Annotated in this window: 25 protein-coding genes; 10 read left to right on the top strand and 15 right to left on the bottom strand. The window is 67.1% G+C overall.

The annotated features are described in order from the left end of the window. The first annotated feature begins 561 nt into the window (after positions 1-561). Positions 562-1,539 carry a 4-demethylwyosine synthase TYW1 gene (gene twy1 / locus ACTF4R_RS05035; protein ID WP_440006763.1) on the top strand — a complete coding sequence of 326 codons (978 nt, stop codon included), beginning with the start codon at positions 562-564 and terminating at the stop codon, positions 1,537-1,539. Positions 1,540-1,542: 3 nt separating this feature from the next. On the opposite strand, the gene ACTF4R_RS05030 is transcribed toward twy1, so the two are convergent. Then, entirely contained in the window at positions 1,543-1,905 is a 363-nt protein-coding gene (locus ACTF4R_RS05030) for a cupin domain-containing protein (protein ID WP_440006761.1), read from the bottom strand. Positions 1,906-2,095: 190 nt separating this feature from the next. On the opposite strand from ACTF4R_RS05030, the gene ACTF4R_RS05025 reads away from it, so the two are divergent. Together ACTF4R_RS05025 and ribB are read left to right on the top strand one after the other, a co-directional pair. Further along, positions 2,096-2,800 carry a DUF120 domain-containing protein gene (locus ACTF4R_RS05025; RefSeq protein WP_440006759.1) on the top strand — a complete coding sequence of 235 codons (705 nt, stop codon included), beginning with the start codon at positions 2,096-2,098 and terminating at the stop codon, positions 2,798-2,800. Next, a complete protein-coding gene (gene ribB / locus ACTF4R_RS05020) occupies positions 2,797-3,456 on the top strand; it encodes a 3,4-dihydroxy-2-butanone-4-phosphate synthase (protein ID WP_440006757.1) in 660 nt (219 codons plus the stop codon). The genes ACTF4R_RS05025 and ribB overlap by 4 nt, the downstream gene beginning before the upstream one ends. On the opposite strand, the gene ACTF4R_RS05015 is transcribed toward ribB, so the two are convergent. From ACTF4R_RS05015 to ACTF4R_RS05000, 4 genes are all read right to left on the bottom strand, one after another. Beyond that, on the bottom strand, positions 3,457-6,147 hold the full coding sequence (locus ACTF4R_RS05015) for a PAS domain S-box protein (RefSeq protein WP_440006755.1): 2,691 nt from the start codon (positions 6,145-6,147) through the stop codon (positions 3,457-3,459). A 166-nt stretch (positions 6,148-6,313) separates the two neighbouring features. Next, positions 6,314-6,649, bottom strand: coding sequence for a DUF8070 family membrane protein (locus ACTF4R_RS05010; RefSeq protein ID WP_440006753.1), 336 nt, complete (start codon positions 6,647-6,649; stop codon positions 6,314-6,316). Between the two features lie 63 nt (positions 6,650-6,712). Further along, positions 6,713-7,165, bottom strand: coding sequence for a peroxiredoxin (locus ACTF4R_RS05005; RefSeq protein ID WP_440006751.1), 453 nt, complete (start codon positions 7,163-7,165; stop codon positions 6,713-6,715). Positions 7,166-7,225: 60 nt separating this feature from the next. After that, a complete protein-coding gene (locus ACTF4R_RS05000) occupies positions 7,226-7,672 on the bottom strand; it encodes an Hsp20/alpha crystallin family protein (protein WP_440006749.1) in 447 nt (148 codons plus the stop codon). A 90-nt stretch (positions 7,673-7,762) separates the two neighbouring features. Here ACTF4R_RS05000 and ACTF4R_RS04995 point away from each other — a divergent pair, with 90 nt between their 5' ends. Continuing rightward, the gene (locus ACTF4R_RS04995) at positions 7,763-7,984 is read left to right on the top strand and encodes a DUF7535 family protein (RefSeq protein WP_440006748.1); all 222 of its coding nucleotides are present in this window, start codon (positions 7,763-7,765) and stop codon (positions 7,982-7,984) included. On the opposite strand, the gene ACTF4R_RS04990 is transcribed toward ACTF4R_RS04995, so the two are convergent. Further along, entirely contained in the window at positions 7,985-8,977 is a 993-nt protein-coding gene (locus tag ACTF4R_RS04990; protein WP_440006747.1) for an ornithine cyclodeaminase family protein, read from the bottom strand. Between the two features lie 222 nt (positions 8,978-9,199). Here ACTF4R_RS04990 and ACTF4R_RS04985 point away from each other — a divergent pair, with 222 nt between their 5' ends. Further along, positions 9,200-9,757, top strand: a complete 558-nt coding sequence (locus ACTF4R_RS04985) for a hypothetical protein (protein WP_440006745.1) — start codon at positions 9,200-9,202, stop codon at positions 9,755-9,757. 189 nt (positions 9,758-9,946) lie between these two features. Here ACTF4R_RS04985 and thsB read toward each other — a convergent pair whose 3' ends face one another. The 3 genes from thsB to lpdA form a co-directional block, all read right to left on the bottom strand. Further along, entirely contained in the window at positions 9,947-11,596 is a 1,650-nt protein-coding gene (thsB, locus tag ACTF4R_RS04980; RefSeq protein WP_440006743.1) for a thermosome subunit beta, read from the bottom strand. A 230-nt stretch (positions 11,597-11,826) separates the two neighbouring features. After that, entirely contained in the window at positions 11,827-12,639 is an 813-nt protein-coding gene (gene pheA / locus ACTF4R_RS04975; protein WP_440006741.1) for a prephenate dehydratase, read from the bottom strand. Positions 12,640-12,778: 139 nt separating this feature from the next. Then, complete coding sequence (gene lpdA, locus ACTF4R_RS04970) at positions 12,779-14,203, bottom strand: dihydrolipoyl dehydrogenase (protein WP_440006739.1); 1,425 nt, start codon at positions 14,201-14,203, stop codon at positions 12,779-12,781. 117 nt (positions 14,204-14,320) lie between these two features. Here lpdA and ACTF4R_RS04965 point away from each other — a divergent pair, with 117 nt between their 5' ends. Beyond that, complete coding sequence (locus ACTF4R_RS04965; RefSeq protein WP_440006737.1) at positions 14,321-14,515, top strand: hypothetical protein; 195 nt, start codon at positions 14,321-14,323, stop codon at positions 14,513-14,515. A gap of 511 nt (positions 14,516-15,026) precedes the next feature. Further along, the gene (locus ACTF4R_RS04960) at positions 15,027-16,154 is read left to right on the top strand and encodes a methyltransferase (RefSeq protein WP_440006736.1); all 1,128 of its coding nucleotides are present in this window, start codon (positions 15,027-15,029) and stop codon (positions 16,152-16,154) included. 62 nt (positions 16,155-16,216) lie between these two features. Here ACTF4R_RS04960 and ACTF4R_RS04955 read toward each other — a convergent pair whose 3' ends face one another. The 4 genes from ACTF4R_RS04955 to lipA all read right to left on the bottom strand — a co-directional run bounded on the left by ACTF4R_RS04955 (position 16,217) and on the right by lipA (position 21,172). Further along, a complete protein-coding gene (locus ACTF4R_RS04955) occupies positions 16,217-17,764 on the bottom strand; it encodes a dihydrolipoamide acetyltransferase family protein (protein ID WP_440006734.1) in 1,548 nt (515 codons plus the stop codon). Between the two features lies 1 nt (position 17,765). Next, positions 17,766-18,767 carry an alpha-ketoacid dehydrogenase subunit beta gene (locus ACTF4R_RS04950; RefSeq protein WP_440006732.1) on the bottom strand — a complete coding sequence of 334 codons (1,002 nt, stop codon included), beginning with the start codon at positions 18,765-18,767 and terminating at the stop codon, positions 17,766-17,768. Positions 18,768-18,770: 3 nt separating this feature from the next. After that, positions 18,771-19,880, bottom strand: a complete 1,110-nt coding sequence (gene pdhA, locus ACTF4R_RS04945) for a pyruvate dehydrogenase (acetyl-transferring) E1 component subunit alpha (protein ID WP_440006730.1) — start codon at positions 19,878-19,880, stop codon at positions 18,771-18,773. A 293-nt stretch (positions 19,881-20,173) separates the two neighbouring features. After that, positions 20,174-21,172 (bottom strand): lipoyl synthase, encoded by a 999-nt coding sequence (gene lipA, locus ACTF4R_RS04940; protein WP_440006729.1) that lies wholly within the window; start codon positions 21,170-21,172, stop codon positions 20,174-20,176. 166 nt (positions 21,173-21,338) lie between these two features. Between lipA and ACTF4R_RS04935 the strand changes: the two genes are divergently transcribed. After that, entirely contained in the window at positions 21,339-21,641 is a 303-nt protein-coding gene (locus tag ACTF4R_RS04935; protein WP_440006728.1) for a DUF378 domain-containing protein, read from the top strand. 255 nt (positions 21,642-21,896) lie between these two features. After that, positions 21,897-23,303, top strand: coding sequence for an MATE family efflux transporter (locus ACTF4R_RS04930; protein ID WP_440006726.1), 1,407 nt, complete (start codon positions 21,897-21,899; stop codon positions 23,301-23,303). A 206-nt stretch (positions 23,304-23,509) separates the two neighbouring features. On the opposite strand, the gene ACTF4R_RS04925 is transcribed toward ACTF4R_RS04930, so the two are convergent. Then, positions 23,510-23,902, bottom strand: a complete 393-nt coding sequence (locus tag ACTF4R_RS04925; protein WP_433628584.1) for a gamma-glutamylcyclotransferase — start codon at positions 23,900-23,902, stop codon at positions 23,510-23,512. After that, complete coding sequence (locus tag ACTF4R_RS04920) at positions 23,899-24,288, bottom strand: CopG family ribbon-helix-helix protein (protein ID WP_440006724.1); 390 nt, start codon at positions 24,286-24,288, stop codon at positions 23,899-23,901. Before ACTF4R_RS04920 ends, ACTF4R_RS04925 begins: the two co-directional genes overlap by 4 nt. Before the next feature lie 80 nt (positions 24,289-24,368). Between ACTF4R_RS04920 and ACTF4R_RS04915 the strand changes: the two genes are divergently transcribed. After that, on the top strand, positions 24,369-25,187 hold the full coding sequence (locus tag ACTF4R_RS04915; protein WP_440006722.1) for a sulfite exporter TauE/SafE family protein: 819 nt from the start codon (positions 24,369-24,371) through the stop codon (positions 25,185-25,187). Positions 25,188-25,299 lie beyond the last annotated feature (112 nt).

Genomic DNA, 25,299 nt, shown 5'->3' with positions numbered 1-25,299 from the left:
CGGTGTATATTTTCATAATCGGTTGCTGTCTGTCGATTTTGTCTATAATTGGATTCTCGGACTCCTCGTACTCCTCGGAACCAGATCCTCATACGGCGGAGCATCAGCCCCACGTCGACGTAGCCGAGCAGACGCGTCCGTTCTCGACACCCGCATTTTTCGTCCTAGTTGACCCACAATCTGCGTATTGCAATCTTCCTTGCGGGGATTGAGGCCGATTATGAACTGCCAGGGGATGATGCGTTCTCGCTTAGACCCGTAGTAGTGATCTCTGCACAGGCGAAACCGATTATGAAACGCCTCTCGTGGGTATTTTTTCTGCGCCTTGGCGGGCGGGGCGCTCACAATAGACCGAGCGCGCACCTGTGAGGAACCAGACGACGGATTCGTGTGTCGAGTGTGGAGAAGCGCTTGAGTCACATTGGACGCACTGTCCCGTTTGTGGGACTTCTTATGGCCCATAACGTATCGCGTCAGTCACGCGATCATCCCTGAGAGACACCTGTAGGAGATGGCCAGAGAGGAAAGAACGTTTTACCCTTGGCAGTCATTCGTTCTCCAATGAGTGAATCGGATGGCCCAAAACAGGTAGATAGTCCAAGCTACCACAGCGAGAATCACACTGCTGCTCAGACCTGTGGCTGGACGGCGAACGCGCTTCGCGGCGAAGGAAAGTGTTACAAAAATATATTTTACGGAATTCAGTCACATCGCTGCATCCAGATGACGCCGGTGGTGAAGTGCAACGAGCGCTGCGTGTTCTGCTGGCGGGACCACCAGGGCCACGCCTACGAACTCGGGGACGTCGAGTGGGACGACCCCGAGGCGGTCGTCGACGCCAGCATCCGACTCCAGCGGAAACTGCTGTCGGGGTTCGGCGGCAACGACGAGGTGCCCCGCGAGGTGTTCGAGGAGTCGATGGAGCCGCGCCACGTCGCCATCTCGCTGGACGGCGAACCGACGCTCTACCCATACCTGCCGGAACTCATCGAGGCGTTCCACGACCGCGACATCACCACCTTTCTCGTGAGCAACGGGACGAAGCCCGACGTGCTCGCCGAGTGCGACCCCACCCAGCTGTACGTCAGCGTCGACGCCGCCGACCGCGCCACCTTCGACCGCACCGTCCGCGCCGTCGACGACGACGCCTGGGAGAAGCTGGTGGACACGATGGACGTGCTCGCGGAGAAGGAGGAGACGCGGACCGTCCTCCGGACCACGCTCGTCGGCGGCGAGAACGTCCACGACCCCGACTGGTACGCCGGCTTCTACGAGCGCGCCGACCCCGACTTCGTCGAACTGAAGGCGTACATGCACGTCGGCCACTCCCAGGACCGCCTGGACCGCGACGCCATGCTCGACCACGAGGACGTCGTCGCGTTCGCCGAGGACGTGCAGCGACACATGCCCGACCACGACGTGCTGAAGCAGGTGCCGGCCTCCCGGGTGGCGCTGCTCTCGACGACGGAGGACACCTGGGTGCCGAAACTGCAGAAGGGCAGCGAGTTCTGGGCGCGCGACCCCGTCACCGGGGACTGATTCTCACAGCCGTTCGAGGTCCGACTCGGTTCGCTCGCTCTCGACGTTGCCGGTGTTCGTCGTCTCGGTCGGCTCGAACAGGAGCACTTCCGTCTCCGTCTCCGCGACCGGACGATGCTCGACGCCGGCGGGGACGACGAGGAGTTCCCCGTCGTCCAGGACGACGTCCTCCGCCTCGCGGAACTCGATGCGGAGCCTCCCGCTCCGCACGAGGAACAGTTCGTCCGCGTCGTCGTGGTGGTGCCAGACGAACTCCCCGTCCAGCTTGGCGAACTTGACGGCCTGACCGTTCAGTTCGGCCGCGACGCGCGGCGACCAGCGTTCGTCGAACGAATCGAAACCGTCGTCGAGGTTCACCTTCTCCATGCGCTCCCGTCGCGTTCGACGGGGAAAGCTCTGGGGCTACCGCGGGAGACCGTTCCGCGAACCAGTAGGCTTAGATGGCAGGCTCCGCTACTCCTGTCCGAACTGCTCCTGCCGCGCCCGCCACCATCACGTTTCCGTTACGCATCACGCTTCCGGTACGCTTAAACGACTCCCGGTCCGAGTGTCGGGTATGCCAGCCCAATCGCTCGTGGTGGGGTACGACGAACTCGCGGCCCTGAAGCTTCTCGCGCTCGACGGTGCGCTCGACAGCGAGGTGAAGGTCTCGTGTGCCGATCTCGCCGACCGACTCGACGCCTCCAACCAGACGGCCTCGCGTCGCCTCCAGCGCCTCGACGAAGCGGGCCTGGTCACCCGCGAGATCGTCAGCAACGGTCAGTGGGTGTCCATCACCGACGACGGCGAGTGGGAACTCAAGCGGGAGTACGAGGACTACCGGCGCATCTTCGAGAACGTGGCCGGCGTCGACCTCACGGGGACGGTCACGGGCGGGATGGGCGAGGGCCGCCACTACATCTCGCTGCCGGGCTACAACGAGCAGTTCGTCGACCGGCTGGGCTACGAGCCGTTCCCCGGCACACTGAACGTCGAACTCACCGACGAGAGCATCCGCGCCCGGTCGGCGATGGAGTCGCTCGACCCGATCCCCATCGACGGCTGGGAGGACGGCGACCGCACCTACGGTCCGGCGGTCTGTTACCCCGCATCGGTGGAGACCGCGGAGGGCGAGACGTACGACGAGGCGCACGTCATTACGCCCGAGCGGACCCACCACGACGAGGATCAGCTCGAACTCATCGCCCCCGTGAAGCTCCGCGAGACGATGGACCTCGCGGACGGCGACCACCTCACCGTCCACGTCGAGGAGGCACCATGAGCCAGACCGCCGCCGGCAGCGTCGAGCGCGCAGTCGAAGCGTTCCGCGACGGTTCGCCCGTGCTCGTCCACGACGCGGCCGACCGGGAAGGCGAGACGGACCTCGTCTACCCCGCGAGCGCCGTCACCGCCGACGCCGTCGCACACCTGCGCAACGACGCCGGCGGCCTCGTCTGCGTCGCGCTCACCGCCGACGTCGCCGAGGCGTTCGGACTGGCGTACATGGACGAGATACTCGACCACCCCGCGAGCGAGGCGCACGAACTCGGCTACGACGAGCGGTCGTCGTTCTCGCTGACGGTCAACCACCGCGACACGTACACCGGCGTCACCGACGAAGACCGCGCGTTGACCATCACGGAACTCGCCAGCGCCGCCGTGAACCCCGACGGCACCGACTTCTCCGAGCGGTTCCGCGCGCCGGGACACGTCCACCTGCTGCGCGCCGCCCCGAACCTGCTCGACGAGCGCCAGGGCCACACCGAACTCGGAATCGCGCTCGCCGACGCCGCGGACCGCGAACCCGCCGTCGTCGTCTGCGAGATGCTGGACGACGAGACGGGCGGCGCGCTCTCGCCCGCCGACGCCCGGACGTACGCCGAGCGACACGACCTCCCGTACGTCGAAGGCGCGGCGATAGTCGAGACGCTCGCCTGACTACTGCCCGCCGGTAGCGATTTCGACGCCCCTGACCTCGAATCGCGCGCCGCCGCCGGTCGCGTCGGTCACGGTGACGTCCCAGCCGTGCGCCTCGACTATCTCTCGGACGATAGCGAGACCGAACCCCGTCCCGCCGGAGGTGGAGTTGCCGTACTCGAACACTTCCCGCCGTTCGTTCGGCGGGATTCCCGGCCCGTCGTCTTCGACGTAGAACCCGTCGTCGACGACGCCGACGCGGATTTCCACGTCCTCGTCGCCGTGCTCGACCGCGTTGCGGAACAGGTTCTCGAACACCGTCTGGAGTCGGTTCCCGTCGGCCGACAGCGTCCGGTCCGCGACGTCGAGGACGAGGGTCGCGTCGCTCGTCTCCACGTTCCCCCACGCGCTCTCGACGACGGACGACAGCGCGACCGGCGCCGGTTCGCCGATGGTCTGTCCGTCCCGGGCCATCGCCAGCAGGGTCTGGATGATGGTCTCCATCCGGTCGTGTGCGCGCTCGACTTCGTCGAAGTCGTCCGGGTCGCCCTCCTCCCTCGCCATCGTCAGGTACATCTGGGCGATAGACAGCGGGTTCCGGAGGTCGTGGGAGACGACGCTCGCGAACTGCTCCAGTTTCCGCTCGCGCTGCCTGCGGTCGGTGACGTCCCGCGAGAAGCTCAGACCGGCGAGTATCTCACCGTCGGCGTCGCGTACGGGCGTCGCCCACGTCTCGAAGATGCGGTCGGCGAACTCGACCACGGCGAAGTCCGTCTCGCCGTCGAGTGCGGTGCGGAAGAGCGCTTCGAGGCGGTCGGCCGTCTTTCCGGAGAATATGTCCCGGACGGTCTCTCCTTCCAGGTCGTCGGCCGAGACGTCGAGTTCGTCCCAGATAGCGCCCTCGACGAGCATGTACCGCAGGTCGTGGTCGTAGAGACCGACCGCGCCGTTCGGGAAGTGCTCGGCGAGCGTGCGGTAGCGCCGTTCGGACTCCTCGAGCGCTCGCTCGCGCTCCTTGCGCTCCGTCACGTCGCGGACGACGCCGATTCGCTCGTGCCCCGACTCGGTCGGGAGCAGGGCGAACGTCGCCTCCGCGGGCACCGAATCACCGCTTTTCGTCCGCAGTTCCGCCTCGTCGGTGACGGTATCGCTGTCGCCCGATAGCAGTTCGTCGTATATCGCCAGTCCGCGCTCCGCGGCTTCGTCGTCGACGACGAGCGAGACGTGCGCGCCGAGCAACTCCTCGCGGTCGTATCCCGTCATCTCCTCGTACGCGCGGTTCACGAGCGTGAACCGTCCTTCCTCGTCGACGGTGTAGACGCCGTCCTCGATGGTCTCGAAGAGGAGTTCGTACCGTTCGAGTTCGAACTCGCGTCGCTTTCGCTTCGAGATATCGTCGAAGTAGACGGAGAGACCGGACGCCGAGGGGTAGACGTTGACCTCGAGCCACGAACCGACCGGCGGATAGTACGCTTCGAACTCCAGCGGCTCCTGGGTGTCCATCGCTCGTTCGAACTGCTCGCGGAACTCCGTGGAGACGACGTCGGGATGTCGCTCCCACACTGGTTCTCCCACCAGGGTCTCGGGCGTACCGTCGAACACCGCCGCCGCCTGTTCGTTCGCGTACGTGAACCGCCACCGCTCGTCGAGCGCGAAGAAGGCGTCGTCGATTCGCTCGAACACGTCGTCGAGTTCGGCCCGTAGCTCGTCGCGCTGTCGTTCGAGTCGCCGCGCCTGCGTCTTGAGCGCGGTGATGTCCTCGCCGGCCGCGACCACTCGCTCGACGGTCCCGTCGTCGTCCACGATGGGAGCGACGCTCACCGAGAGCCAGCGTCTGTCCCCGTCGGAGAACTCTATCTGTACCTCCTCGTTGTATATCGCCGCGCCCGATTCGACGGCGCGAGCGAAGGGCCGCTCGTCCGGGGGGAGCGGCTCTCCGTCGGCGTCGTACACCGACCACTCCGCGGACTGGCTCCCGTCTCCCCCACCCGAGATACCGAGTATCGACTCGGCCCGGGGGTTCGCCCGCTCTATCGTCCCGTCCGGCGCGAGAACGGCGATTCCGACAGGGCTCGTTTCCAGCACCCGCTGGAGGAGGTCGCGCTCGCGGTGGAGCTCACGCTCCTGCTCGCGTCGGTCGGTCAGGTCCTGCGTGACCTTCGCGTACCCGTACAGCGCCCCCTCGTCGTCGTAGAGCGCGGTGACGGTGACGCTCGCCCGGAACCGCGAGCCGTCGCTTCGAACCTGCCACCCCTTCTCCTCCACGACGTCCCCCTCGGTGGCGGCCGCGAGGGTCCGCTCCGGAACGCCTGCCTCGACGTCCTCGTCGGTGTAGAACGTGGAGAAGTGTTCGCCCACTATCTCCGCCGCGTCGTACCCCTCGATTCGCTTCGCTCCCTCGTTCCACGTGGCGACGCGTCCGTCGGGGTCCAGCAGGTAGATGGCGTACTCCTCGACCGCTTCGACCAGCGACTCGAACTGCGTCTCGCCGGACGCCTTCGGGCCGGTCTGGGTCCACCACACGCGAGTCCCGTCGACCCGCTTGCTCCCTACGTCACCCCGCGCTGCCAGTTCGTCGAGCGCGTCGGCAGTGGCCGCGCGAGAACAGCCCAGTTCCGCCGCGAGCTCGCCCGCTGTGACGGGCTCGCCCGTCGCCCCTATCTCCTCGACGACCACGAGGACCTCGGCGAGCGGACCCGGCTCGAAACTCATAGGGCCACCACTCGGTCGAACCAACAAAGTCCTTCCGCGTCGATTCACGGAGTCTGCCCCCCGAACAGCTATCGCCACCGGACGGTTGTGCGCAGGCTTCGATGCAGCCTCCCCACGGAGGACGGCGGTCGACCGACCGTTCGGAGACCCGACGAGCGCCCCGGAGTCACAGAATCGACACCAGCGCGGCGAGACCGAACGCGACCAGTCCGACGGCGTAGAACAGTTGGCCTGCGTTCGCGGGTCTGCTGTCGCGCGCCGCGAACGTCTCGTCCCCTCGGGCTTCGAGGCCGGCAGCGGACCCGACGACGTCGCCGCCGGTCGTCGGGCCGCCGCCGCTGTCGACGGCGGCCTTGCCGATGAGGAGCGCGCCGACGGCGATGACACCGAGGAGGCCGTACGCGTGATACGGTGACGGAAGGACGTACGCGACCGCGACCGTTCCGCCGCCGCCGAGCAGCGTGTACAGGCCACCGTACCGGGCGAGAAACTCCCAGTTCATGTAACCCGTGACGCGACCGTCGTACATATGCTTTCGTCCGGACAGGTATCCGGCGAAACGCCGTCAGTTCAGCGTCGCCAGGTTCTCGTCGAGCACGTCCTGCAGGACCTCGCGCGCGTGGCCGTCGGGGTCGACGCCGCGGTACGTCGCCTTCACCTCGCCCTCGTCGAGGACGAACGTGGTCCGCGGGGCGGCGTTCCCGTCGAGGTCGACCCCGAACGCGTCGGCTATCTCGCCGTCGGGGTCGGCGAGCAGGTCGAATTCGAGGTCGTACTTGTCGGCGAACGCCTCGTGGCTCTCCACGTCGTCGGTCGAGACGCCGTACACCGCCACGCCGGCGTCGCGGTACGACGTCATCTCCTCGTTGAACTGTTTCGCCTCGACGGTACAGCCAGGCGTGTCGTCGCGCGGATAGAAGTAGAGCACGGTCGGAGCCTCGAACGAGACCGACACCGTCTCGCCGCGCTGGTTGGTGGCCTCGACCTCGGGCGCGTCGTCGCCTGTTTCGAGCGTCATACTCGACAGTATTGGCCCGCGGGACAAGCCGTTTGTGGTCGGAAAACCAGCCGCCGTCGGTCACCCGATGTCGATCTCTCTGGACTCCTCCGTCCCGTCTATCTTCGGCAGCGTCACCGACAGGACGCCGTTGTTGTACTCCGCGGTGACGTTCTCTCCGTCGACCGGTTCGGGTAGCGAGACCGAGCGGCTGACCGACTGCTGGCTACGCTCTCGACGGAGATACTCGCCGTTTCCTTCCTCTATCTTCTCCTCTCGCTCGGCGTCGATGCTGAGTCGGTCGTCGTGGAGTCGGACGTCGATGTCCTCTTTCTCGAAGCCCGGCAGGTCGACGGTGACGACGAACTCCTCGCCCCTGTCGGCCACGTCGAGCGACATCTGCGTCCCGCCCTGCCAGCCGAGGCTCCCGGTGGACTCCTCGAACTGCTGGCCGACGCTCTCGAACTGCCGGCTCATTCGGTCGAACATCTCTTCGATTTCGTCGAACGGATTCCCTCGTCTTGCCATGGTAACTCCCCCCAGGCAGTTCGACGGCCAGGCGTTAAAAGCTCACGTCCCGGCGAACGCTTATCTTCGCTGCGGTCACAGAGACGAACCATGAGCGACGAAGAGCCCGGAGCCGTCAAGAAAACCATCCGAACCGTGACGCCGTACTACCGCGGCAGGCCCGACGCGGAGATGACGACCTTCGGAATCGTCTACTTCCTCGGCCTCGTCGTCCTGCTCGTCCCGCTCCTGCCGTTCCTCCTCATCGTGTGGCTGGTATCGAAGTTGACCGGGCGGGCGGCCCGGCAATCGCCCGTGGGCGGAGAGGAGTAACTACTGTCCGGTGCCGACGAGTTCGAAGGCGTAGCCGTTGTCGTTCTCGTCGGCGTGCTCGTAGACGACGTGGGCGGCCGCGACGTCCTGGATGGCCAGGCCGGTGCTGTCGAAGACGGTGACGCCGTCGTCGGCGGTGCGACCCTCCACGTCGCCGACGACGATGTCGCCGATTTCGCCGTGGATGTCGTCGTCCGTCAGCGTCCCCTCGTGGTAGGGGACGTTTATCTCGCCGGAGTGGGTGGTCTGGGCGTGGTCGTCGATGACGATCTTCGCGTCGAGCAGGAGTTCGTCGGCGAGTTCGTGCTTGCCCTCGGCGTCCGCGCCCATCGCGTTGACGTGCGTGTGCTCGCCGACGTCCTCGCGGGTGACGATGGGGTCCTCGACGGGCGTCACCGTCGAGAGCACGTCGCAGGCTGCGGCCTCGGCGATGGAGCCCGCGCGCACGTCGAACTCGTCGCCGAAGTAGTCGACGAACTCGGCGACCGCCTCCTCGTCGGGGTCGCTGACGACGACCTCCTCGATGGGGCGAATCTCCGAGATGGCCTCAAGTTGCGTGTACGACTGGACGCCCGCGCCGACGATGCCCATCGACGTGGCGTCCTCGACGGCGAGGTGGTCCGTGGCGACGGCGGCCGCCGCGCCGGTGCGCTTCATCGTCAGCTCCGTGCCGTCCATGATGGCCAGCGGGAACGCGTTCTCGGGGTCGGAGTACACCATCGTTCCCATGACCGTCGGCAGGTCGAACCGTTCGGGGTTGTCCGGGTGGACGTTCACCCACTTGATGCCGGCGGCGTCCCAGTCCGCCGCTTCCAGGTAGGCGGGCATCGAGCGGAAGTCGCCGTTGTACTGCGGGAGGTCGATGTACGACTTCGCGGGCATCTGGGCGTCCCCGCGCGCGTACGCGGCGAAGGCGTCCTCGATCGCCCGGATTACTTCGCCCATCTGCGTGTTCGCGTCCACGTCGTCCTGGTTCAGCAGGAGCGTCTCCATACCCGAACAGTTCGTCCGCCTCCACTATAAATTACCTAAAACGGTGTCGAATCGTGCAGGGCTTGCCATGCGGGTTCCCGGAGTGGCTTTATCGGGACCCGTCGTATGCGAACGACGTGGTGAGGCGGATTTCTCGCAGTCGGTACTCGCTTCGGCTTCGCTCGCGTCTGCACCGTCCCCAGCACGTTCTCCTGGCTGGAAACCGTACGTTCGCACGACATCATGGACGACTCGTTCTACCCGAGCCTTCCCCGGCGAATCCGACAGCGAATCGGTCCTGTCGTCGACCGAATCGCCCGTCGAGTCGGCCAACCGGACTACCGTGTCCGGCCCGCGGGATACGTCGGAACCGTCCACCGTTCGATAGACGACGTCGAATCGACGCTACGCGACGGGGGGTTCGTCTGGGACCCGATGAGCCTGTACCATTACACGCCGGCGGGCAGCACCACCGACGGAAGCTGGGTGTACCGGCCGTCGCAGTTCGCCAATCGACAGCTCCACGTCGTGCTCTTCGCTCAGACCGAGAATCGCGTCGACGTCTACGCCCACGAGGAGTACAACTGGAAGCGCCATCCGCTCAAACACGCCAAGGAGGAGGACATTCGTCGCCACGAGGGGTCCGCCGAGATGCGGCGGTGGCTGGAGAAGCGGGGGGTAGCGTACGAGTGCGAACCGAAGGTAATTCGCAGAGCCGAACAGGTCGTCGAGCGCGTCCGGGAGCGCATCCACGGGCGTGACTTCGCCCCGTCGTTCGGCCTTTGGGGCGGGACGCGATAGCGGCCTCACGTTCTCCCGGTCCGGAGCTGAGACGAGTCTCGTCCGCGAACGACCGGTCAGGGTTCGAAAGAAGCAGGAAATCGGTCGGGAAGACGAAATCGGTTCGACGCTTCGGCCTGCCGTCAGGCCGATTGCGGTCGTGCGGTACGGCGTGAATCGGGGGTGGGCGCAGTGGGCTCGCGGCCTACTCTACATTGCGCCGCCCATGCCGCCCATGCCGCCCATGCCGCCCATGCCGCCGCCGGGGCCGCCGGCCTCGTCGTCGCCCTTGTCGGTCGACAGGTCGCCGGCGGAGATGATGTCGTCGATTTTGAGCACGAGGTTCGCGGCCTCGGTGGCACTGGAGACGGCCTGCTCTTTGGCGTGGGCCGGCTCGACGACGCCAGCCTCGAAGGTGTCCTCGACCTGGCTGCTGAAGACGTTCAGACCCGAGCGGACCTCGCCGTCCTCGTGGGCCGCGCGGAGGTCGACGAGCGTGTCGATGTTGTCGAGGCCCGCGTTCTCGGCGAGCGTGCGCGGAACGAGTTCCAGGGAGTCGGCGAACGCCTCGACGGCCAGCTGTTCGCGGCCTTCGACGCCGTCCGCGTAGTCGCGGAGGCGAGAGGCGAGTTCGACCTCGATGGCACCGCCGCCGGCGACGACGCGGCCGTCGCTGACGGTCTGGGCGACGACGTCCAGCGCGTCCGTGACGCCGCGCTCGAGTTCGTCGACGACGTGGTCGGTGGAGCCGCGCAGGAGCAGGGTGACGCCGTGGGAGTCCTCGCCCTCGACGTAGAACATCTCGTCGTCGTCGTCGCGGGTGACGCTACCCGAGGCGACGTTGGCCTCGCTCGCGCTGTCGAGGTCCGAGACGATGTCCGTGTTGAGGACCTCGCGGAGGAACTGGACGTCGCTCTTCTTCACGCGACGGACGGCCAGGATGCCCTCCTTGGCGAGGTAGTGCTGGGCCATGTCGTCGATGCCCTTCTGGCAGAAGACGACGTTCGCGCCCGTGGCCTTGATCTGCTCGACCTTCTCCTTGAGCTGTTTCTCCTCCTGGTCGAGGAAGTTCTGGAGCTGGTCGGGGTCGTTGATGGAGATCTCGGTGTCGACGTCGGTCTCCTCGACCTCGATGGCCTCGTTAAGCAGGAGGACCTTCGCGTCCTCGACGCTGCTCGGCATGTTGTCGTGGACGGGGTCCTTGTCGACGACCGCGCCCTCGAGCAGCTCGGACTCGCCGGCGGAGTGGCCGGTCTGGGTCTCGATGTTGACGAACTCCAGGTCGACCGTGTCGTCGACGGTGACGTTCTGGACCGCGTTGACGATGATCTCGCTCAGGCGCTCCTTGTTGAGCTCCGCGCCCTTGCCCGTCATGGAGGTCTCGGCGACCTTGCGGAGGAGGTCCTCGTCCTCGGTGTCGACGTTCTCCGCGATGTTGTCGATCTCCTCGCGAGCCTTCTGGCTGGCGAGGTGGAAGCCCTTGATGACCGCGGTCGGGTGGATGTCCTGCTCGAGGAGGTCCTCGGCGTTCTTCAGGAGTTCGCCCGTGACCGCGACGGCCGTCGTGGTGCCGTCACCCGCTTCGTCCTCCTGGGTCTCGGCGACCTCGATGATCATCTCGGCCGTCGGGTTGTCGATGTCCATCTCCTTGAGGATGGTCACGCCGTCGTTCGTGATGGTGACGTCGCCCATCGAGTCGACGAGCATCTTGTCCATCCCTTTCGGGCCGAGTGTCGAGCGCACGGCGTCCGCGACCGCACGGGCCGCCGTGATGTTATGTTCCTGCGCGTCCTTGTCCTTGACTCGCTGGGACTCCTCGGACATTACGATCATCGGCTGGCCTTGCATTCGCTGACTCATAGTACAGTCACGACATTGATTGTGATTCTATATAAATGTAACGACCACGCGGGTTCGTGTGGTCGTCGTCTCACCGCGCGCGGAGCCGAAAAACCGACTGACTGCGGGCAGAAACGAGGAGTAGCGTGTGAACTCGTGACACGATGCTAGTCGTCGAACGGGTCGCTCTTCCCGGGGTTTAAATGTAATCGTCGGGGTCGACCGCCGGTGAAGGAAGTGCGAGGTGTCGGTTACTCGTCGCCGACGAGGACGTGTTCGATGTCGTACGACCCCAGTCGGCGAACCCAGCCCTTCTCGGCGACCTCCTCGATCGCCGCTATCGCTTTCCGGGCGCGCTCCTCGTACAGTCCGGCCGAGAAGTCGACGTGGAAGACGTAGTCGCCGAGTCGTTCGCCGCTGGGCCGGGACTCGACGCGCGTGAGGTTCACGTTACGGTCGGCGAACGGTTCGAGCAGTTCCAGCAGGAGGCCGGGGTAGTTGGCGTTCGGGTAGACGACCACCGAGGATTTCCCGCCGGCCTCCGAGCGCTCCTCGGCGGGCGCGAGGACGAAGAAACGCGTCGCGTTCGACGTGCGGTCCTGGATGCCCTCCGCGAGCACGTCCAGGCCCCGGGCGCTGTCCGGATGGGCGATGGCGGCTATCGAGGGGTCTTCGCGGGCGCGCTCGACGCCCCTGGCGGTGCTGGCGACCGCCTCGTGGGACACCTCGGGGTACTCGGACTCGAGGAACGACCGGCACTGCGCGAGCGCCTGGGAGTGGCTTGCGACGACCTCGAACTCCGGCCCCTGCGCGACCAGCGCGTGCCGGATGGGCGTCACGAGTTCGCGGACGACCGCCACGTCGTTGTCGGCGAGGGCGTCCAGCGTCTCGGTGACGCTACCTTCGATACTGTTCTCGATCGGGACGACGCCGCGCGGGAACTCGCCGGAGACGACCGACTCCACGATGGCCGTGACCGATTCGCGGAACTCGACGTCGTCGGCGACCGCGCGGGCGGCCCGGTGGGAGTAGGTGCCCGACGGACCGAGCGTGACTGCCTGCATCGGTTCGCCGTTTCGCGCCCGGGGGGAAAAGCGCGTCGGGGAAATCCTCGACGTTCTTTTTTCGCCGCGGTCGGTCACGGTCCGCGGTCGGCGCTCGCGAGGTCGAAGGAGAAGAAGAGCGACGGCGAGAGCTCTCGCCCTACCGGTTCAGCGTGTGAATCGCGTGGCCGAGCGCGTTCTCGGCGGCCTCCATGACGGCCTCCGAGAGCGTCGGGTGCGTGTGGACGGTCGCGGCGACGTCCTCCAGGGTCGCGCCCATCTCGATGGCGAGGCCGAGTTCGGCGATGAGTTCCGAGGCCTCCGGTCCGACGATCTGTGCGCCGAGCAGGAAGCCGCTCGGTTCGTCGGCGACGATGCGGACGAAGCCCTCGGCGTGGTTGGTCGTGAGCGCGCGACCGCTGGCCTGGAACGGGAACTGGCCGACGGTCGGCTCGAAGCCCTGCTCTTCTGCCTCCTCCTCGGTCATGCCGACCGTGCCGATTTCGGGGTCGGTGAACACCGCGGCGGGCATCGCCTGGTAGTCGACGGCCGCGGGCTCCCCGGCGATGACCTCGGCGGCGACCTGGCCCTCCGTGCTCGCCTTGTGCGCGAGCATCGGTTCGCCGGCCACGTCGCCGATGGCGTGGATGTGCTCGACCTCGGTGCGAGTGCGGTCGTCCGTCTCGATGAAGCCGCCGTCGTCCGTCTCGATGCCGGCGTTCTCCAGTTCGAGCGTGTCGGTGACGGGTTCGCGTCCGACCGCCACGAGGACCTTCTCCGCACCGAACTCCGATATCTCGCCGTCTTCGTCTTCGGTCCTGACGGTGATGCCGCCGCCGGACTCCTCCCAGTCCTTGGCGGCCTCGCCGAAGTGGAAGTCGATGCCGAGGTCGTCGGCCTTCTTCCTCACCGGGCGCGCGAGGTCGTCCTCGTACCCCGGCAGCACCGAGTCGAGCATCTCGACGACGGTGACGTCGCAGCCGAGGCGCGCGAACACGCCGGCCAGTTCCATCCCGATGTAGCCCGCGCCGACGATGACGAGGCTCTCGGGAACGTCGTCGAGCGCCAGGGCCTGTCGGGAGTCGAGCACGGGGTCGTCGCCGAAGTCGAAGCCCGGAACCTGGATGGCCCGCGACCCCGTGGCGACGATGGCGTGCTCGAACTCGACGGTCTCCGCGCCCTGCCCCTCGCCGCCGTGGACGACTCGCGCGGAGTTCTCGCCCGCGAACTCGGCGCGGCCCTCCATCAGTTCGACGCCGTTGGCCTTGCAGAGCTTCTCGACGCCGCCGGTCAACTGGTCGACCACGCCGTCCTTCCAGTCGACCATCTCGGCGTAGTTCACGTCGAGTTTCGTGTAGATGCCCATGTCCTCGGCGTTGTTCGCATCGTGGGCGAGTCCCGACGCCGTGATCATCGCCTTCGACGGGATGCAACCGTAGTTCAGGCAGGTGCCGCCGTAGGCGTCTTTCTCCACGAGCGTTACGTCGAGGTCGAGCTGGCCCGCGCGGATGGCGGCGACGTAGCCACCCGGTCCAGCGCCGACGACTAGCACGTCCGTTCCGGTCGAGATGTCTCCGACGACCATTACGCGAAACGACAGGCTACCGGGTAAAAAATGAGGCGGATTCGGGCGTCCCCACTGAAAAATGGCATGTCATAGCAACCCACAGTAGTGGGTGGGTGACGGCGCTACTGGAAGGTGATGGGAACGAGCACCGACCCGGGCGACGGACCGACCCTCGCGCGCGTCGTCGGGAGGTACCGCGACGAGATTCTGGCCGCCCTCCTGATAGCCATCGGCGCGACGCTCGTGGTCGCGCCGACCGCGGACCTCGTCGGGGGTGCGATGGTCGGCATCGGCGCTGCGGCGTGGGCGGGCGACTGGCTCGCGAACTGACGCGGTAGCGGTTCGATCCGGGTCGGACGGGGCCGTCGGCGGAGCGTCGGGCGGAGCGGGGACCCTTCTCTCGCCGTCCGGTCCCGGCCGAACGTCAATTTTATTACCATTCGGGGAGAAGCGGGTCGCACGTTGAACAGCGGCTCCAGGCCGATTCCGCCGTTCCGGTGATTCCGGGAACGGACCGGGTTCGGCTGGCTCGCCAACTGTGGGCCGTCCGACGACGCGGCCGGAATCGCGACCGGTCGCGGGCCTCGTCGGACGGTCACGCTGCTTGGCACCCGGCTCCGCGCTCTGTGCGTAGCCGTGCGTGAGCCCCTTCTCTCGGCCCCGACCGGCGAGCGCATTCTCTCGGCCCCGACCGGCGAGCGCAGGGCGTGGGCTGCGTCGCCTTCCGACCGTCCGAGTCAGCCGAACCCACGTCGATGTACGACACCGCTCCACCACGACCGAATCGCTACCGACAGCACCGCGTCCGAAACGAACCGCAGACCGGGAGGCGGACCCGCCGATGAGGCGCGCGCCCTACGAACTGGCGCTCGAATCGCGGGTGTCCGGCGCGCGCCCGAAGTATCGGTTCCGAACCGCCGACGGCGTCGTCTCCAAGCGGTCGTTCCGGACGCCCGAACTACTGCTGCTGGAGTCGCTCTGGGACCGCGACCTCGGTCGGCTCCTGTGCCCGCAGGCGAACTACGGCGTCACCGGGGTCGTGCTCGCGGACGCCGCCGCCGCGGTCGAGATGACCGAGACGAGCGCCCGCGCGGCCCGTCTGTGCGAACGCAACGCCGGGGAGAACGGCGTCGAGGCGTCGGTTTCGGTCGTCGCGGACCTGACGACTCTCGAAGGCGAGTTCGACACCGTCGCCTACGCTCCGAAGCGGTACGCGCCGCTGGCCGTCGGCAAACAGCGCGTCGCGAACGCGCTCGCGGTGCTCCGTCCCGGCGGGAGCGCCTACGTGGCGGCGTCGAAGGAGACGGGCCTCGCCCGGTACGAGGACCAGCTTCGCGACGTCGCGGCGGACGTGACGTCCGTCGCCGAACGAGACGGTTACCGACTCCTCGAAGCGATCCGACCGGAGACGTTCGACCCGCCGTCGTACGTCACGCCGCGGACGCGCCGCCCCACCGTCGACGGCGTCGACCTCGCGCTCGCGACGGTTCCCGGCGTGTTCGCCGCCGGAGGGCTGGACGACGGCACCCGACTGCTCGCCGAGGCCAGTACGGTTTCGGACGGCGACCGCGTGCTGGACCTCGCCTGCGGGTACGGCGCGCTCGGCGCGTACGCCTCGCTCGCCGCGGACTGCGAGGTCTGGCTCAGCGACGACGACGCGGTCGCCACCTCGTGCGCGGAGCGTAGCCTCCGCGCGTCGGGGGCGACGGGGACCGTCGTCACGGCCGACTGCCTCACGGGGGTCGCGGACCGGACCTTCGACCGGGTCCTCTGCAATCCGCCGACCCACGCGGGCGGCGACGTGCTCTCGGAGCTGTTCGCCGGCGCTCGCGACGTGCTCGCGCCCGACGGGGAACTCGCGTTCGTCCGCCACCGCGAACTGACCCTCCGGGAACATCTCGCTCCCTTCGGAGACGTCGAAACCCGCCGCACCGGTCGGGAACACGTCGTCCGCACTGCGACGCCGTAGCCTCCCGGGCTCGTCCCGCCGTCGAGACGCGCGGACGCCCCACCGGAAAAGAAGTCGGACCGCTACTCCAGCAGGAGCAGGTTCGGGTTGTTGAGGTACTCAAGCACCTGGTTGGCGAACTCCGCCGCCACCGCGCCGTCGATGATGCGGTGGTCGATGGAGAGCGAGATGGGCAGCGTGTAGCGCGCCTCCACCTCGCCGTCAACGACAGTCGGCCGCTGTTTCAGTTCGCCGAGACCGAGGATGGCGACCTCCGGGTGGTTGATGATGGGCGTGGCGTACTCCCCGCCGATGGCCCCGAAGTTCGTGATGGTGAAGGTCCCGCCCTGCATCTCCTCGCGGGAGATTGTGCGGTCGCGGGCCTTCTGGACCAACTCGTTCATGTCCGAGGCTATCTGGAGCATGTCCTTCTGGTCGACGCCCTCGACGACGGGCACCATCAGGCCGTGGTCGGTGCCGACCGCGACGCCGATGTTGTAGTAGTTCTTGAGGACGATCTCGTCGTTCTCCTCGTCCAGCGCGGAGTTGAGGTAGGGGAAGTCCTTCAGCGCCGCCACGATGGCCTTCATGACGAAGGGCATGTACGTGAGGTGGATGCCGCGCTCCTCCGCGACCTCCTTGAGTTCCGCGCGCGTCTCCACCAGTTCCGTCACGTCGATGGTGTCGTGGTGGGTGACGTGGGGAGCGGTGTACTTCGAGTGCTCCATCTGCTGGCCGATGGTCTTCCGGATGCCCCTGTAGGGAACCCGCTCCTCCTGCGGTCCCGTCTCGCCCGTCGCGACCGCCGCGGCGTCGGCCTGCTGGGCCTGCTGCTGCGCTTCGGCGTACTCCATCACGGCCTCCGGCGTGACGAACGCCTCGCCGTCGCGCTCCTCGGTGGCGGGGACGGCGTTCAGGTTCACGCCCTGCTCCTCGGCGATGCGCCGGGTCGCGGGCGCGGCCAGCGTGCGCTCGCGGTCCGCCGACTCGGGCTGCGCGGGCGTCGACGCTCCGGCCCCGGACGGCGCGCCGGATTCGGCGTCGACGCCGCCGGTGTCGCCCGCCTCGGGCTCCGCGGGGGCCTCGACCGTCTCCGGTTCCGTCGACCCGGATTCGCCGCCCTCGGCGGCGTTGCGCACGTCCTGTTCGGTCACGCGACCGCTCGGTCCGGTGCCCTCGACCGCGGCGATGTCGACGCCGAGTTCGCGCGCGAGACGACGGGCGCTCGGCGCGGCGAACACGCGTCCCTCGGTCGTCTCGGTCTCCTCGCTTTCCGAGGCCCGTTGCGCCTCGCCCTCCTCGGAGACCGCCGGCTCTTCGGCGACCTCCTCCTGGGACTCGGTCGTCTCCTCGCTCTCGGCGCTCTCGGTGGTCGACTCTTCGCTCTCCTCGCCCTCCACGTCGAACGTGATGAGGACGTCGCCGACGGGGACGACGTCGCCCTCCTCGGCGCGCAGTTCGCGGACCGTCCCGTTGACGGGCGACGGTACCTCGACGATGGCCTTGTCCGTCTCGACCTCCGCGACCGGCTGGTCCTCGCTGACGGCGTCGCCCTCCTCGACCAGCCAGCTGACGAGTTCGCCCTCGGCGACGCCCTCGCCAACGTCCGGAAGCTTGAATTCGCGTACCATGTTAGAAGCTCACCGCGTCCCGGATGCCCTCCTCGATACGGGCCGGTTCGGGCAGGTAGTAGTCTTCGAGGCTGTACAGCGGGAACGGCGTGTCGAAGCCGGTGATGCGTTCGACGGGCGCTTCCTGGTACAGCAGTGCCTCCTCCTGGATGGTGGCGGCGATTTCGCCGCCGAGACCGCCGGTCTTCGGGGCCTCGTGGACGACCGCCGCGCGACCGGTCTTCTTGAACGACTCGACGATGGTCTCGTCGTCGAGCGGCGACACCGTCCGGAGGTCGACGACCTCGACGTCGATCTCGCCCTCCAGGTTCTCGGCGGCCTCCAGCGTCGGTCGGACCATCGCACCCCAGGTGAACACCGAGATGTCGCTGCCCTCATCGCGGACCGCGGCCTCGCCGATGGGCACCTCGTAGGACTCCTCGGGCACCTCGTCGCGGAACGCCCGGTAGATGAGTTTGGGTTCGAGGAAGATGACCGGGTCGGGGTCGCGGATGGCGCTCGTGAGCAGTCCCTTCGTGTCGTACGGCGTGCTCGGCATGACCACCTTCAGTCCGGGCTGGTGGGCGTACATCGCCTCCATCGACTCGGAGTGGTGCTCGGGCGCGCGGATACCGCCGCCGTACGGCGCGCGGACGACCATCGGACACGTGAACCGACCGCGACTGCGCGTCCGCAGGCGCGCAGCGTGGGAGACTATCTGGTCGAACGCCGGGTACATGAACCCGGAGAACTGCATCTCCGGCACCGGCTTCAGGCCGTACGCGGCCATCCCGATGGCGGTCCCGACGATGCCGGACTCCGCCAGCGGCGTGTCGATGACGCGCTCCTCGCCGAACTCCTCGTAGAGTCCCTCCGTGGCGCGGAACACGCCGCCGTTCTTGCCGACGTCCTCGCCCATGACGATGACGTCGTCGTCCTGTTCCATCTCCGTGTACAGTCCGTCCCGGACCGCCTGAACGAGCGTGAGATTCTCGGTTTCCTGCGTGGTTTCGGCCTGGCTCATGATTTAGTCCTCCAGAAGTGCTTCGTCGCCGTGCTTCTCGCGAATCTGCTCGAACCAGTCGAGCTGCTCCCGTAGCCGCTTGGGCATGTCCTCGTAGACGCTCGCGAACATCTCCTCGGGATCGGGGCGCTCGACGGCCTCCGCCGCGTCGATGGCGTCCGCGACGCGGTTCTCTATCTCCGACTCGATGGCCTCGACCTTCTCGTCGTCGAGCCGTCCCGTGTCCCGGAGGAACGACTCAAGCCGCGGAATCGGGTCTTTCTGCTTCCAGCGCTCGACCTCGTCGTCGTCCCGGTAGACGGAGGGGTCGTCGGCCGTCGTGTGCGCGCCGAAGCGGTACTGTACCGCCTCGATGAGCGTCGGGCGCAGGTCGTCCTCGCCGGGATTTTTCGCCTTCTCGACGGCGTCGCGCGTGACCTTGTAGACGGCGAGTGGGTCCATGCCGTCGACCTGCACGCCCTCGAAGCCGTACGCCTCGGCCTTCTGGGCGATGGTCTCGCTGGCCGTCTGGCGTTCGCGCGGGACCGAGATGGCCCACTGGTTGTTGTTACAGAAGAACACCGTCGGCGTGTCGAAGACGCCGGCGAAGTTCAGCCCCTCGTGGAAGTCGCCCTCGCTGGTCGCGCCGTCGCCGAAGTAACAGAGGAACGCCTTCTCCTCGCCTTTGAGCTTCGACGCCCACGACGCGCCCGTCGCGTGGGGAATCTGGGTGGCGATGGGCACTGCCACGGTGAAGATGTTCGCGTCGTCGGGGATGGCGTTACCCTGCTCGTGGCCCATCCAGTACAGCAGGGTCTGTTTCAGCGACAGACCGCGAACGAGCGCCGCGCCGTGTTCGCGGTAGCTCGGGAATATCCAGTCGTCGTCGGACAGCGCGTGGGCGCTCCCGATCTGTGCCCCCTCCTGCCCGGAGAGCGGCGGGTAGGTACCCATCCGACCCTGCCGCTGGAGGCTGACCGCCCGCTCGTCGAAGCGACGAGCGAGTTTCATCTCGCTGTAGATGTTCACTAGCTCCTCGTCGGAGAGGTCGGGTACGTCCGCGTCCTCTACGACGTTACCGTCCACGTCCAGCACCTGTACGCGTTCACGGGGATCTTGATGTACGATGCTCACGGTCGGACCCGTCCTGACATGTACAGAAAATCTTTCGCTCGGGTTATAGGGTTTTCGTAACCAATTTTCATAGCTATCCCTCTGGCGGCAATTTCTCGTCGAAATCACCACCCAGTACCGAGTTACGCTCGAAAATATAAAATTACTCCGCATATAATCTGCGTTCGTGAAGAACCTGCCGCGGTTATCCGGGGATTAGCTGGACAAACGGCAAGAATTGCGTCGAATCAGCCAGGTGGAGAGAGCCCCGTTCGTCTCCTCTTTCAGCGACGGGTCCACGAGGAGTCGTCCGACTAGTCGCTGGCGGAGACCGCTCGCCGCGCTTCGTCTCTGGCCTCCTCGACCGACTTCCCGTCCCGGACGACGGCGTCCACGAACAGCTCGCCCGCCTTGTACGACGAGCGCACCATCGGACCGCTGGCGCAGTAGAGGAACCCGAGTTCGTCCTCGGCGACCCGCCGCCACGTCTCGAACTTCGCCGGGTGGACGTACGACTCCACGTCGAGGTGGGTGCGCGACGGCTGGAGATACTGCCCGAGCGTGACGACGTCGACCTCGACCTCCCGGAGGTCCGAGAGCGTCTGGTACACCTCGTGGTCGTACTCGCCCACCCCGAGCATGATGCTCGTCTTCGTGTAGATGTCCGACTCGCGCTCGACCTGTTCGAGCACGGCGAGGCTCTGCTCGTAGCCCGCCCGCGGGTCGCGCACCGGTTGCTGGAGGCGCTCGACCGTCTCGACGTTGTGAGCGACGACGTCCGGTTTCGCGTCGATTATCTTCCCGATGAGCTTCTCGTCGCCCTGGAAGTCCGGAATCAGCACCTCGACGAGAATCGACGGGTCGCGCTCCTTGATCTCCCGGATGGTCCGCGCGAAGTGGGCCGCACCCTGCCCCTCGAGGTCGTCGCGGTCCACGGACGTGAGAACGACGTAATCGAGGCCGATTTCGGCCACCGCGCTCGCCACGTTCGCGGGCTCGTCGGGGTCGAGCGGCTGTCCGCCGCCGGTGTCCACGTCACAGAACCCGCAGTTGCGCGTGCACTGGTCGCCCATCAGCATGAACGTCGCTGTACCGCCGCTGTCGGAGCCACGCCCGCTCCAGCATTCGCCGAGGTTCGGACAGTTCGCCTCCTCACAGACCGTGTGGAGGTCGTGGTCCCGGAGCGTCTGCTTGATGCCCGTGAACTCCTGGCCGGACGGGGGTTGCATCTTCAGCCAGTCGGGTTTCCGGCGGCGACTCATGGATGATGGGTTGGAGGTGCGCCGACAAAAGGATGCGGTATCCGCCCGCACGGCGGGTCCGCCGAGCGTTCACCGCCGTTCCGCTACCGTCGTCCGCCCGCCGTCGACCTCCGATGGCGGTCGAACGCCGTCCTTTACCCGGCGAAATCAGGGTTTCGTTCCGTTTCCCTCCCGTAACCCCCGCATAACAAAGAACGACGACGCCGTAGCGAGCGACATGAGGATAAACGGGTGGGACTGGCTGAGTCTGTTGCTGGTCATCGTGGGCGCGATAAACTGGGGTGTCATCGGCGTGACGAGTCTGACGGACACGCGACTCAACATGGTCGATGCGGCGAGCGAGGTCGTCTTCCAGCCGGGCGTCGCCGAGACCGTGGCCGCGCTCGTCTACGTGATCGTCGGCCTCGCCGGCGTGTACCTCCTCTACACGGGGTACAAGATGTCCAAGATGAATCGACGAGTCGCCCGGCGGCAGGAGCGCACCGCCGAACAGGGAGCCGAACAGCGCCAGACCGAATAACGGACCAGGCACCAGACCGGGTAACCGACGCACCGACCGCCGATTTCCGCCGTCCGGTTCGCCAGACGGCGCTGCCGACTTTTTCTCCGGGACGCGAGACGCGGCCGGACTCGCTCTGACGAGCCACTGGAAAGAGTTATTCGACGGGTAGTCGTCACTTGCAGAGAAATGCCCCTCGTCCGGACCGTGGCAGACGTACCCGTCCGTATCTATAAATACCAGCGGGATTTTACAACATCCTAATAGACCTAAACCATGCTCGACGTCTCACGGGACGAAATAACGGACGGCTCGCTAACGCGGGCTCTCCTCGTTCTCGCCGCTCCGCTGGTGATGCAGAACTTCGTGCAGGTCGGTCAGCAGGTCATCGACACGTTCTGGGTCGGTCGACTCGGCGAGAACGCCGTCGCCGCCGTCGGACTGAACTTCCCGCTCTCCGCGTTCCTCCTCGCGATCTTCGTCGGCATCAACGCCGGGACGCAGGTGCTCGTCTCCCAGCGTGTCGGTGCCGACGACCTCACCGGCGCGCGCCGGGCGGCGTTCCACGGCATCGTCCTCGCGCTCGGCACCGGACTGGCGCTGGCCGTCACCGTCTTCGCGCTCTCCCCGAACGTCATCGCGCTGTTCGGAGCGGAGCCGGCGGTCGCCCGGCTGGCGGCCACCTACCTCGCCACCTACGCGCTCGCGTTCCCCGTGATGGGTATGAGCGACGCCATCGAGATGGGGTTCATCGGCTGGGGCGACTCCCGTGCCGCGCTGTACATCAACGTCACCGCCGTCGTCGTCAACGTCGTCCTCGACCCGTTCCTCATCTTCGGGTACTGGATTCCCGGCTTCGACGGACTCGGCATCCAGGGCGCGGCGCTCGCGACGGGCCTCGGCTACGGTGCCGGGTTCCTGCTCGCGCTGGGGATGATGCTCAGGGGCCGCGACGATTACACCCTCACCAGGGCCTCGGCGACCCTCCGCCTCGACGACGCACGCGAACTGGTCGACGTCGGGCTTCCGCGGACCGGCCAGCACGCCGCCGCCCAGTCGGTGCGCGTCCTCATCATCGGCATCGCGGCCGCCGCCGGGGGGTCGGCCGCGCTCGCGGCGTACACCGTCGGCGCTCGCATCGCCAGCGTCGCGTTCATTCCGGCGAGCGGACTCGCACAGGCCGCCCAGAGCGTCGTCGGACAGAACATCGGGGCCGCCAATCCGATGCGGGCCAGTCGGACGACGTGGGTCGGTGCAGCCATCGCCGTCGTCGGCCTCTCGCTCATCGGCGTCGTCCAGTGGTTCGTCCCCGAACTGCTGGCGAACCTCTTCGTCCCCGACCTCACTCCCGACGGCCTCGCGCTCACCGTCGACTACCTCCGGATTCTCGTCTTCGGCTACTGGGGAATCGGGGCGATGTCCCTCTTCAACGCCGGATTCAACGGCGCTCGAAAGACCAGGACGAGCATGGTCGCCGACCTGGTGAAATACTGGGGCGTGCGCCTTCCCATCGCCGCGGTCGGCGTGTTGCTGGTGGACGGCGTCGGCGTTCACGCCGTGTTCTGGGCGGTCACCGTCTCGAACGTCGTCGGCGCAGTCGGGACCGGCGCGTACTACTACTACACGACGACCAACGGGATGCTGGAACGCGCGGCCGAGGTCGCATCCAGCCCGGCGGACTGACGGCTCGTCGGCCGGGTCGAAGGGGAAAGAACGAGGAGCGCGGAGCGTGTGACCGCACTGGAGTCCAGCGACCGCGCCTACTTAAACTCCCGGTGGCCGAGGTGAAAGTGAAAACGCAAGAGGGCGTCGGGAAAATCTCGCCGTCTGCCCTCCGTCAGCGCGGCGTCTGACGGTCGGCGCGCGGAGGACGGTCGCCCGTCCCGTCGTCAGTCGCTCGCGCCCGCCACGTCGACGCGGACCGACCGTTCCGCGACGAACCGGCGGACGCGGTCGGCGAACGGCCCGTCGCCCGGCCACGAGGCGTCGGCGTCGAGGGCGTCGGGGTCGCCGACGTAGACGGCGACCGTCTCGCCCGCCGTCGTCGGAACGTCGACCCGGACGTACAGACCGCTGTCGACGCCCTCGTACGCGTCGATGGGAGCGACGTCCGGCGTGGCGAGAATGCGACCGCCGGTCCGGCCGCCGGGTGCCAGCGTCGGGTACCGCCCGTCCTCGGGGTGGAGTCCCTCCAGCACGGCGTCGCCGACGAACGCGAACGAGTCGACGACCGTCGCGACGCGGTCGGGGTCGGTGAGCGTCCCGTAGACGAAGACCCTCATCGCGGGCGGAGCGACAGCACTTTCACGCGCCCGACGGCGTCGAAGTCCCGCAGGCGGTAGGTTAGTTCGCGGACGCGCTCGGCCGGTCCCAGGCAGAAGGCGGTTTCGAGACACCAGTCGCCGTGGTGGACGTGGCTGGTCGCGTCCACGACGGCGTCGAACTCGTGCTGGATGGCGTGCAGGTCGTCGACGACGGACCCGTGCTCGTAATCGAACGCCAGCACGGCGGCCACGTCGCCCGAGAGGTCCTCGAACTGCGAGTGGGCCTCGGTGTACTCGCGCATGGCTTCCCGCACCGCACGCGAGCGGGAGTCGAGGCCCTGTCGCTGCCACGTGTCGTCGAACGCGTCCAGCACGCCCTCCGGTACGTTGAGGCTAGTTCGCATGGTGTCGCGTTCGCGGTATTACGCCTTCAGACGTTCGATAATAACAACCACTTTCCGGGAACCGGACCGAGTCGTGGTCGATGCTCGACGTGGAACTGGCCGTGCTGGTCGGGACGGTCGGACTCGGTCTCGCGCACGGCGTCGAACCGGGCCACGGCTGGCCGGTCGCCGCCTCCTACGCGCTCGACCAGACGAACAAGTGGCTCTACGGCTTCGCGGCGAGTTTCGTCATCGGCGTCGGCCACCTCGTCAGCAGCATCGCCATGGTGCTCGCGTTCTTCTGGGCGAAGCGGTACTTCGACCTCGCGCAGGTGAACGAGCCGTTGACCGTGTTCGGCGTGCAGGTCGGCGGTCCGGTAAGCGTCGTCGCGGGCGTCCTGCTCGTCGCGCTGGGGGTCCGGGAGTACTTCCACGGCCACTCCCACGACCATGGCGGTTCGCACGACCACGGGGATTCTCACGGCCATCGCGACCACTCTCACGACGGCCACTCTCACGACCACGGGAACTCTCACGACCACCACGACCACGGTGACGACGGTCTGCTCGCGACGGTGAAGACGGCGCTCCCGTTCGTCGGCGGGCACACTCACGGCTCGATGGACGAGGCGACCGACCGCGGCCTGTGGGGCATCGCGGGCTTCGCCTTCCTGCTCGGGTTCGCCCACGAGGAGGAGTTCGAGATCATCCTGCTCTGTTCGGGGTCGCAGTACTGCCTCGAACTCATGACGATCTACGCGCTGACGGTCATCTTCGGCATCGTCGGCCTGACGCTGCTGCTCATCGCCGGGTACGAGCGCTACGAGGAGCGCGCCGAGCGCTACGCCGACTACCTCCCGGCGTTCTCCGCGGCGGTCCTGATACTGATGGGCCTCGGGTTCGTCACGGGACTGTTCTAGGTTACCCCTTCCAGTACACCCAAACCCTCTGCACGAGAATCACGTTGCGTGACGACCGACGCGACCGAGGCCGGCCCCCTGCGAGCGCGCGTGCTGGCGGTCTGGCGGCGCG

Origin of the sequence: Halomicrococcus pelagicus, from assembly GCF_051917725.1 — an archaeon.
Lineage (GTDB): Archaea > Halobacteriota > Halobacteria > Halobacteriales > Haladaptataceae > Halomicrococcus.
Note: the sequence above shows the minus strand (reverse complement) of the source record. Positions and strands in the feature narration are given on the sequence as shown.

What these genes read in the sequence shown, in the direction of transcription:
- ACTF4R_RS05015 (WP_440006755.1), bottom strand. Translation starts at nt 6,147, where the DNA reads ATGAGTTTCGAGCCGGGTCCGCTCGCCGAGGTCCTCGTGGTCGTCGAG.
- ACTF4R_RS04960 (WP_440006736.1), top strand. Translation starts at nt 15,027, where the DNA reads ATGAGGCGCGCGCCCTACGAACTGGCGCTCGAATCGCGGGTGTCCGGC.
- ACTF4R_RS04990 (WP_440006747.1), bottom strand. Translation starts at nt 8,977, where the DNA reads ATGGAGACGCTCCTGCTGAACCAGGACGACGTGGACGCGAACACGCAG.
- ACTF4R_RS05025 (WP_440006759.1), top strand. Translation starts at nt 2,096, where the DNA reads ATGCCAGCCCAATCGCTCGTGGTGGGGTACGACGAACTCGCGGCCCTG.
- ACTF4R_RS05030 (WP_440006761.1), bottom strand. Translation starts at nt 1,905, where the DNA reads ATGGAGAAGGTGAACCTCGACGACGGTTTCGATTCGTTCGACGAACGC.
- ACTF4R_RS04920 (WP_440006724.1), bottom strand. Translation starts at nt 24,288, where the DNA reads ATGCGAACTAGCCTCAACGTACCGGAGGGCGTGCTGGACGCGTTCGAC.
- thsB (WP_440006743.1), bottom strand. Translation starts at nt 11,596, where the DNA reads ATGAGTCAGCGAATGCAAGGCCAGCCGATGATCGTAATGTCCGAGGAG.
- ACTF4R_RS04915 (WP_440006722.1), top strand. Translation starts at nt 24,369, where the DNA reads ATGCTCGACGTGGAACTGGCCGTGCTGGTCGGGACGGTCGGACTCGGT.
- ribB (WP_440006757.1), top strand. Translation starts at nt 2,797, where the DNA reads ATGAGCCAGACCGCCGCCGGCAGCGTCGAGCGCGCAGTCGAAGCGTTC.
- ACTF4R_RS04925 (WP_433628584.1), bottom strand. Translation starts at nt 23,902, where the DNA reads ATGAGGGTCTTCGTCTACGGGACGCTCACCGACCCCGACCGCGTCGCG.
- ACTF4R_RS05010 (WP_440006753.1), bottom strand. Translation starts at nt 6,649, where the DNA reads ATGAACTGGGAGTTTCTCGCCCGGTACGGTGGCCTGTACACGCTGCTC.
- ACTF4R_RS04950 (WP_440006732.1), bottom strand. Translation starts at nt 18,767, where the DNA reads ATGAGCCAGGCCGAAACCACGCAGGAAACCGAGAATCTCACGCTCGTT.
- ACTF4R_RS04955 (WP_440006734.1), bottom strand. Translation starts at nt 17,764, where the DNA reads ATGGTACGCGAATTCAAGCTTCCGGACGTTGGCGAGGGCGTCGCCGAG.
- lpdA (WP_440006739.1), bottom strand. Translation starts at nt 14,203, where the DNA reads ATGGTCGTCGGAGACATCTCGACCGGAACGGACGTGCTAGTCGTCGGC.
- ACTF4R_RS04930 (WP_440006726.1), top strand. Translation starts at nt 21,897, where the DNA reads ATGCTCGACGTCTCACGGGACGAAATAACGGACGGCTCGCTAACGCGG.
- ACTF4R_RS04935 (WP_440006728.1), top strand. Translation starts at nt 21,339, where the DNA reads ATGAGGATAAACGGGTGGGACTGGCTGAGTCTGTTGCTGGTCATCGTG.
- ACTF4R_RS04995 (WP_440006748.1), top strand. Translation starts at nt 7,763, where the DNA reads ATGAGCGACGAAGAGCCCGGAGCCGTCAAGAAAACCATCCGAACCGTG.
- ACTF4R_RS05005 (WP_440006751.1), bottom strand. Translation starts at nt 7,165, where the DNA reads ATGACGCTCGAAACAGGCGACGACGCGCCCGAGGTCGAGGCCACCAAC.
- ACTF4R_RS04965 (WP_440006737.1), top strand. Translation starts at nt 14,321, where the DNA reads ATGGGAACGAGCACCGACCCGGGCGACGGACCGACCCTCGCGCGCGTC.
- twy1 (WP_440006763.1), top strand. Translation starts at nt 562, where the DNA reads ATGAGTGAATCGGATGGCCCAAAACAGGTAGATAGTCCAAGCTACCAC.
- ACTF4R_RS05000 (WP_440006749.1), bottom strand. Translation starts at nt 7,672, where the DNA reads ATGGCAAGACGAGGGAATCCGTTCGACGAAATCGAAGAGATGTTCGAC.
- pheA (WP_440006741.1), bottom strand. Translation starts at nt 12,639, where the DNA reads ATGCAGGCAGTCACGCTCGGTCCGTCGGGCACCTACTCCCACCGGGCC.
- ACTF4R_RS04985 (WP_440006745.1), top strand. Translation starts at nt 9,200, where the DNA reads ATGGACGACTCGTTCTACCCGAGCCTTCCCCGGCGAATCCGACAGCGA.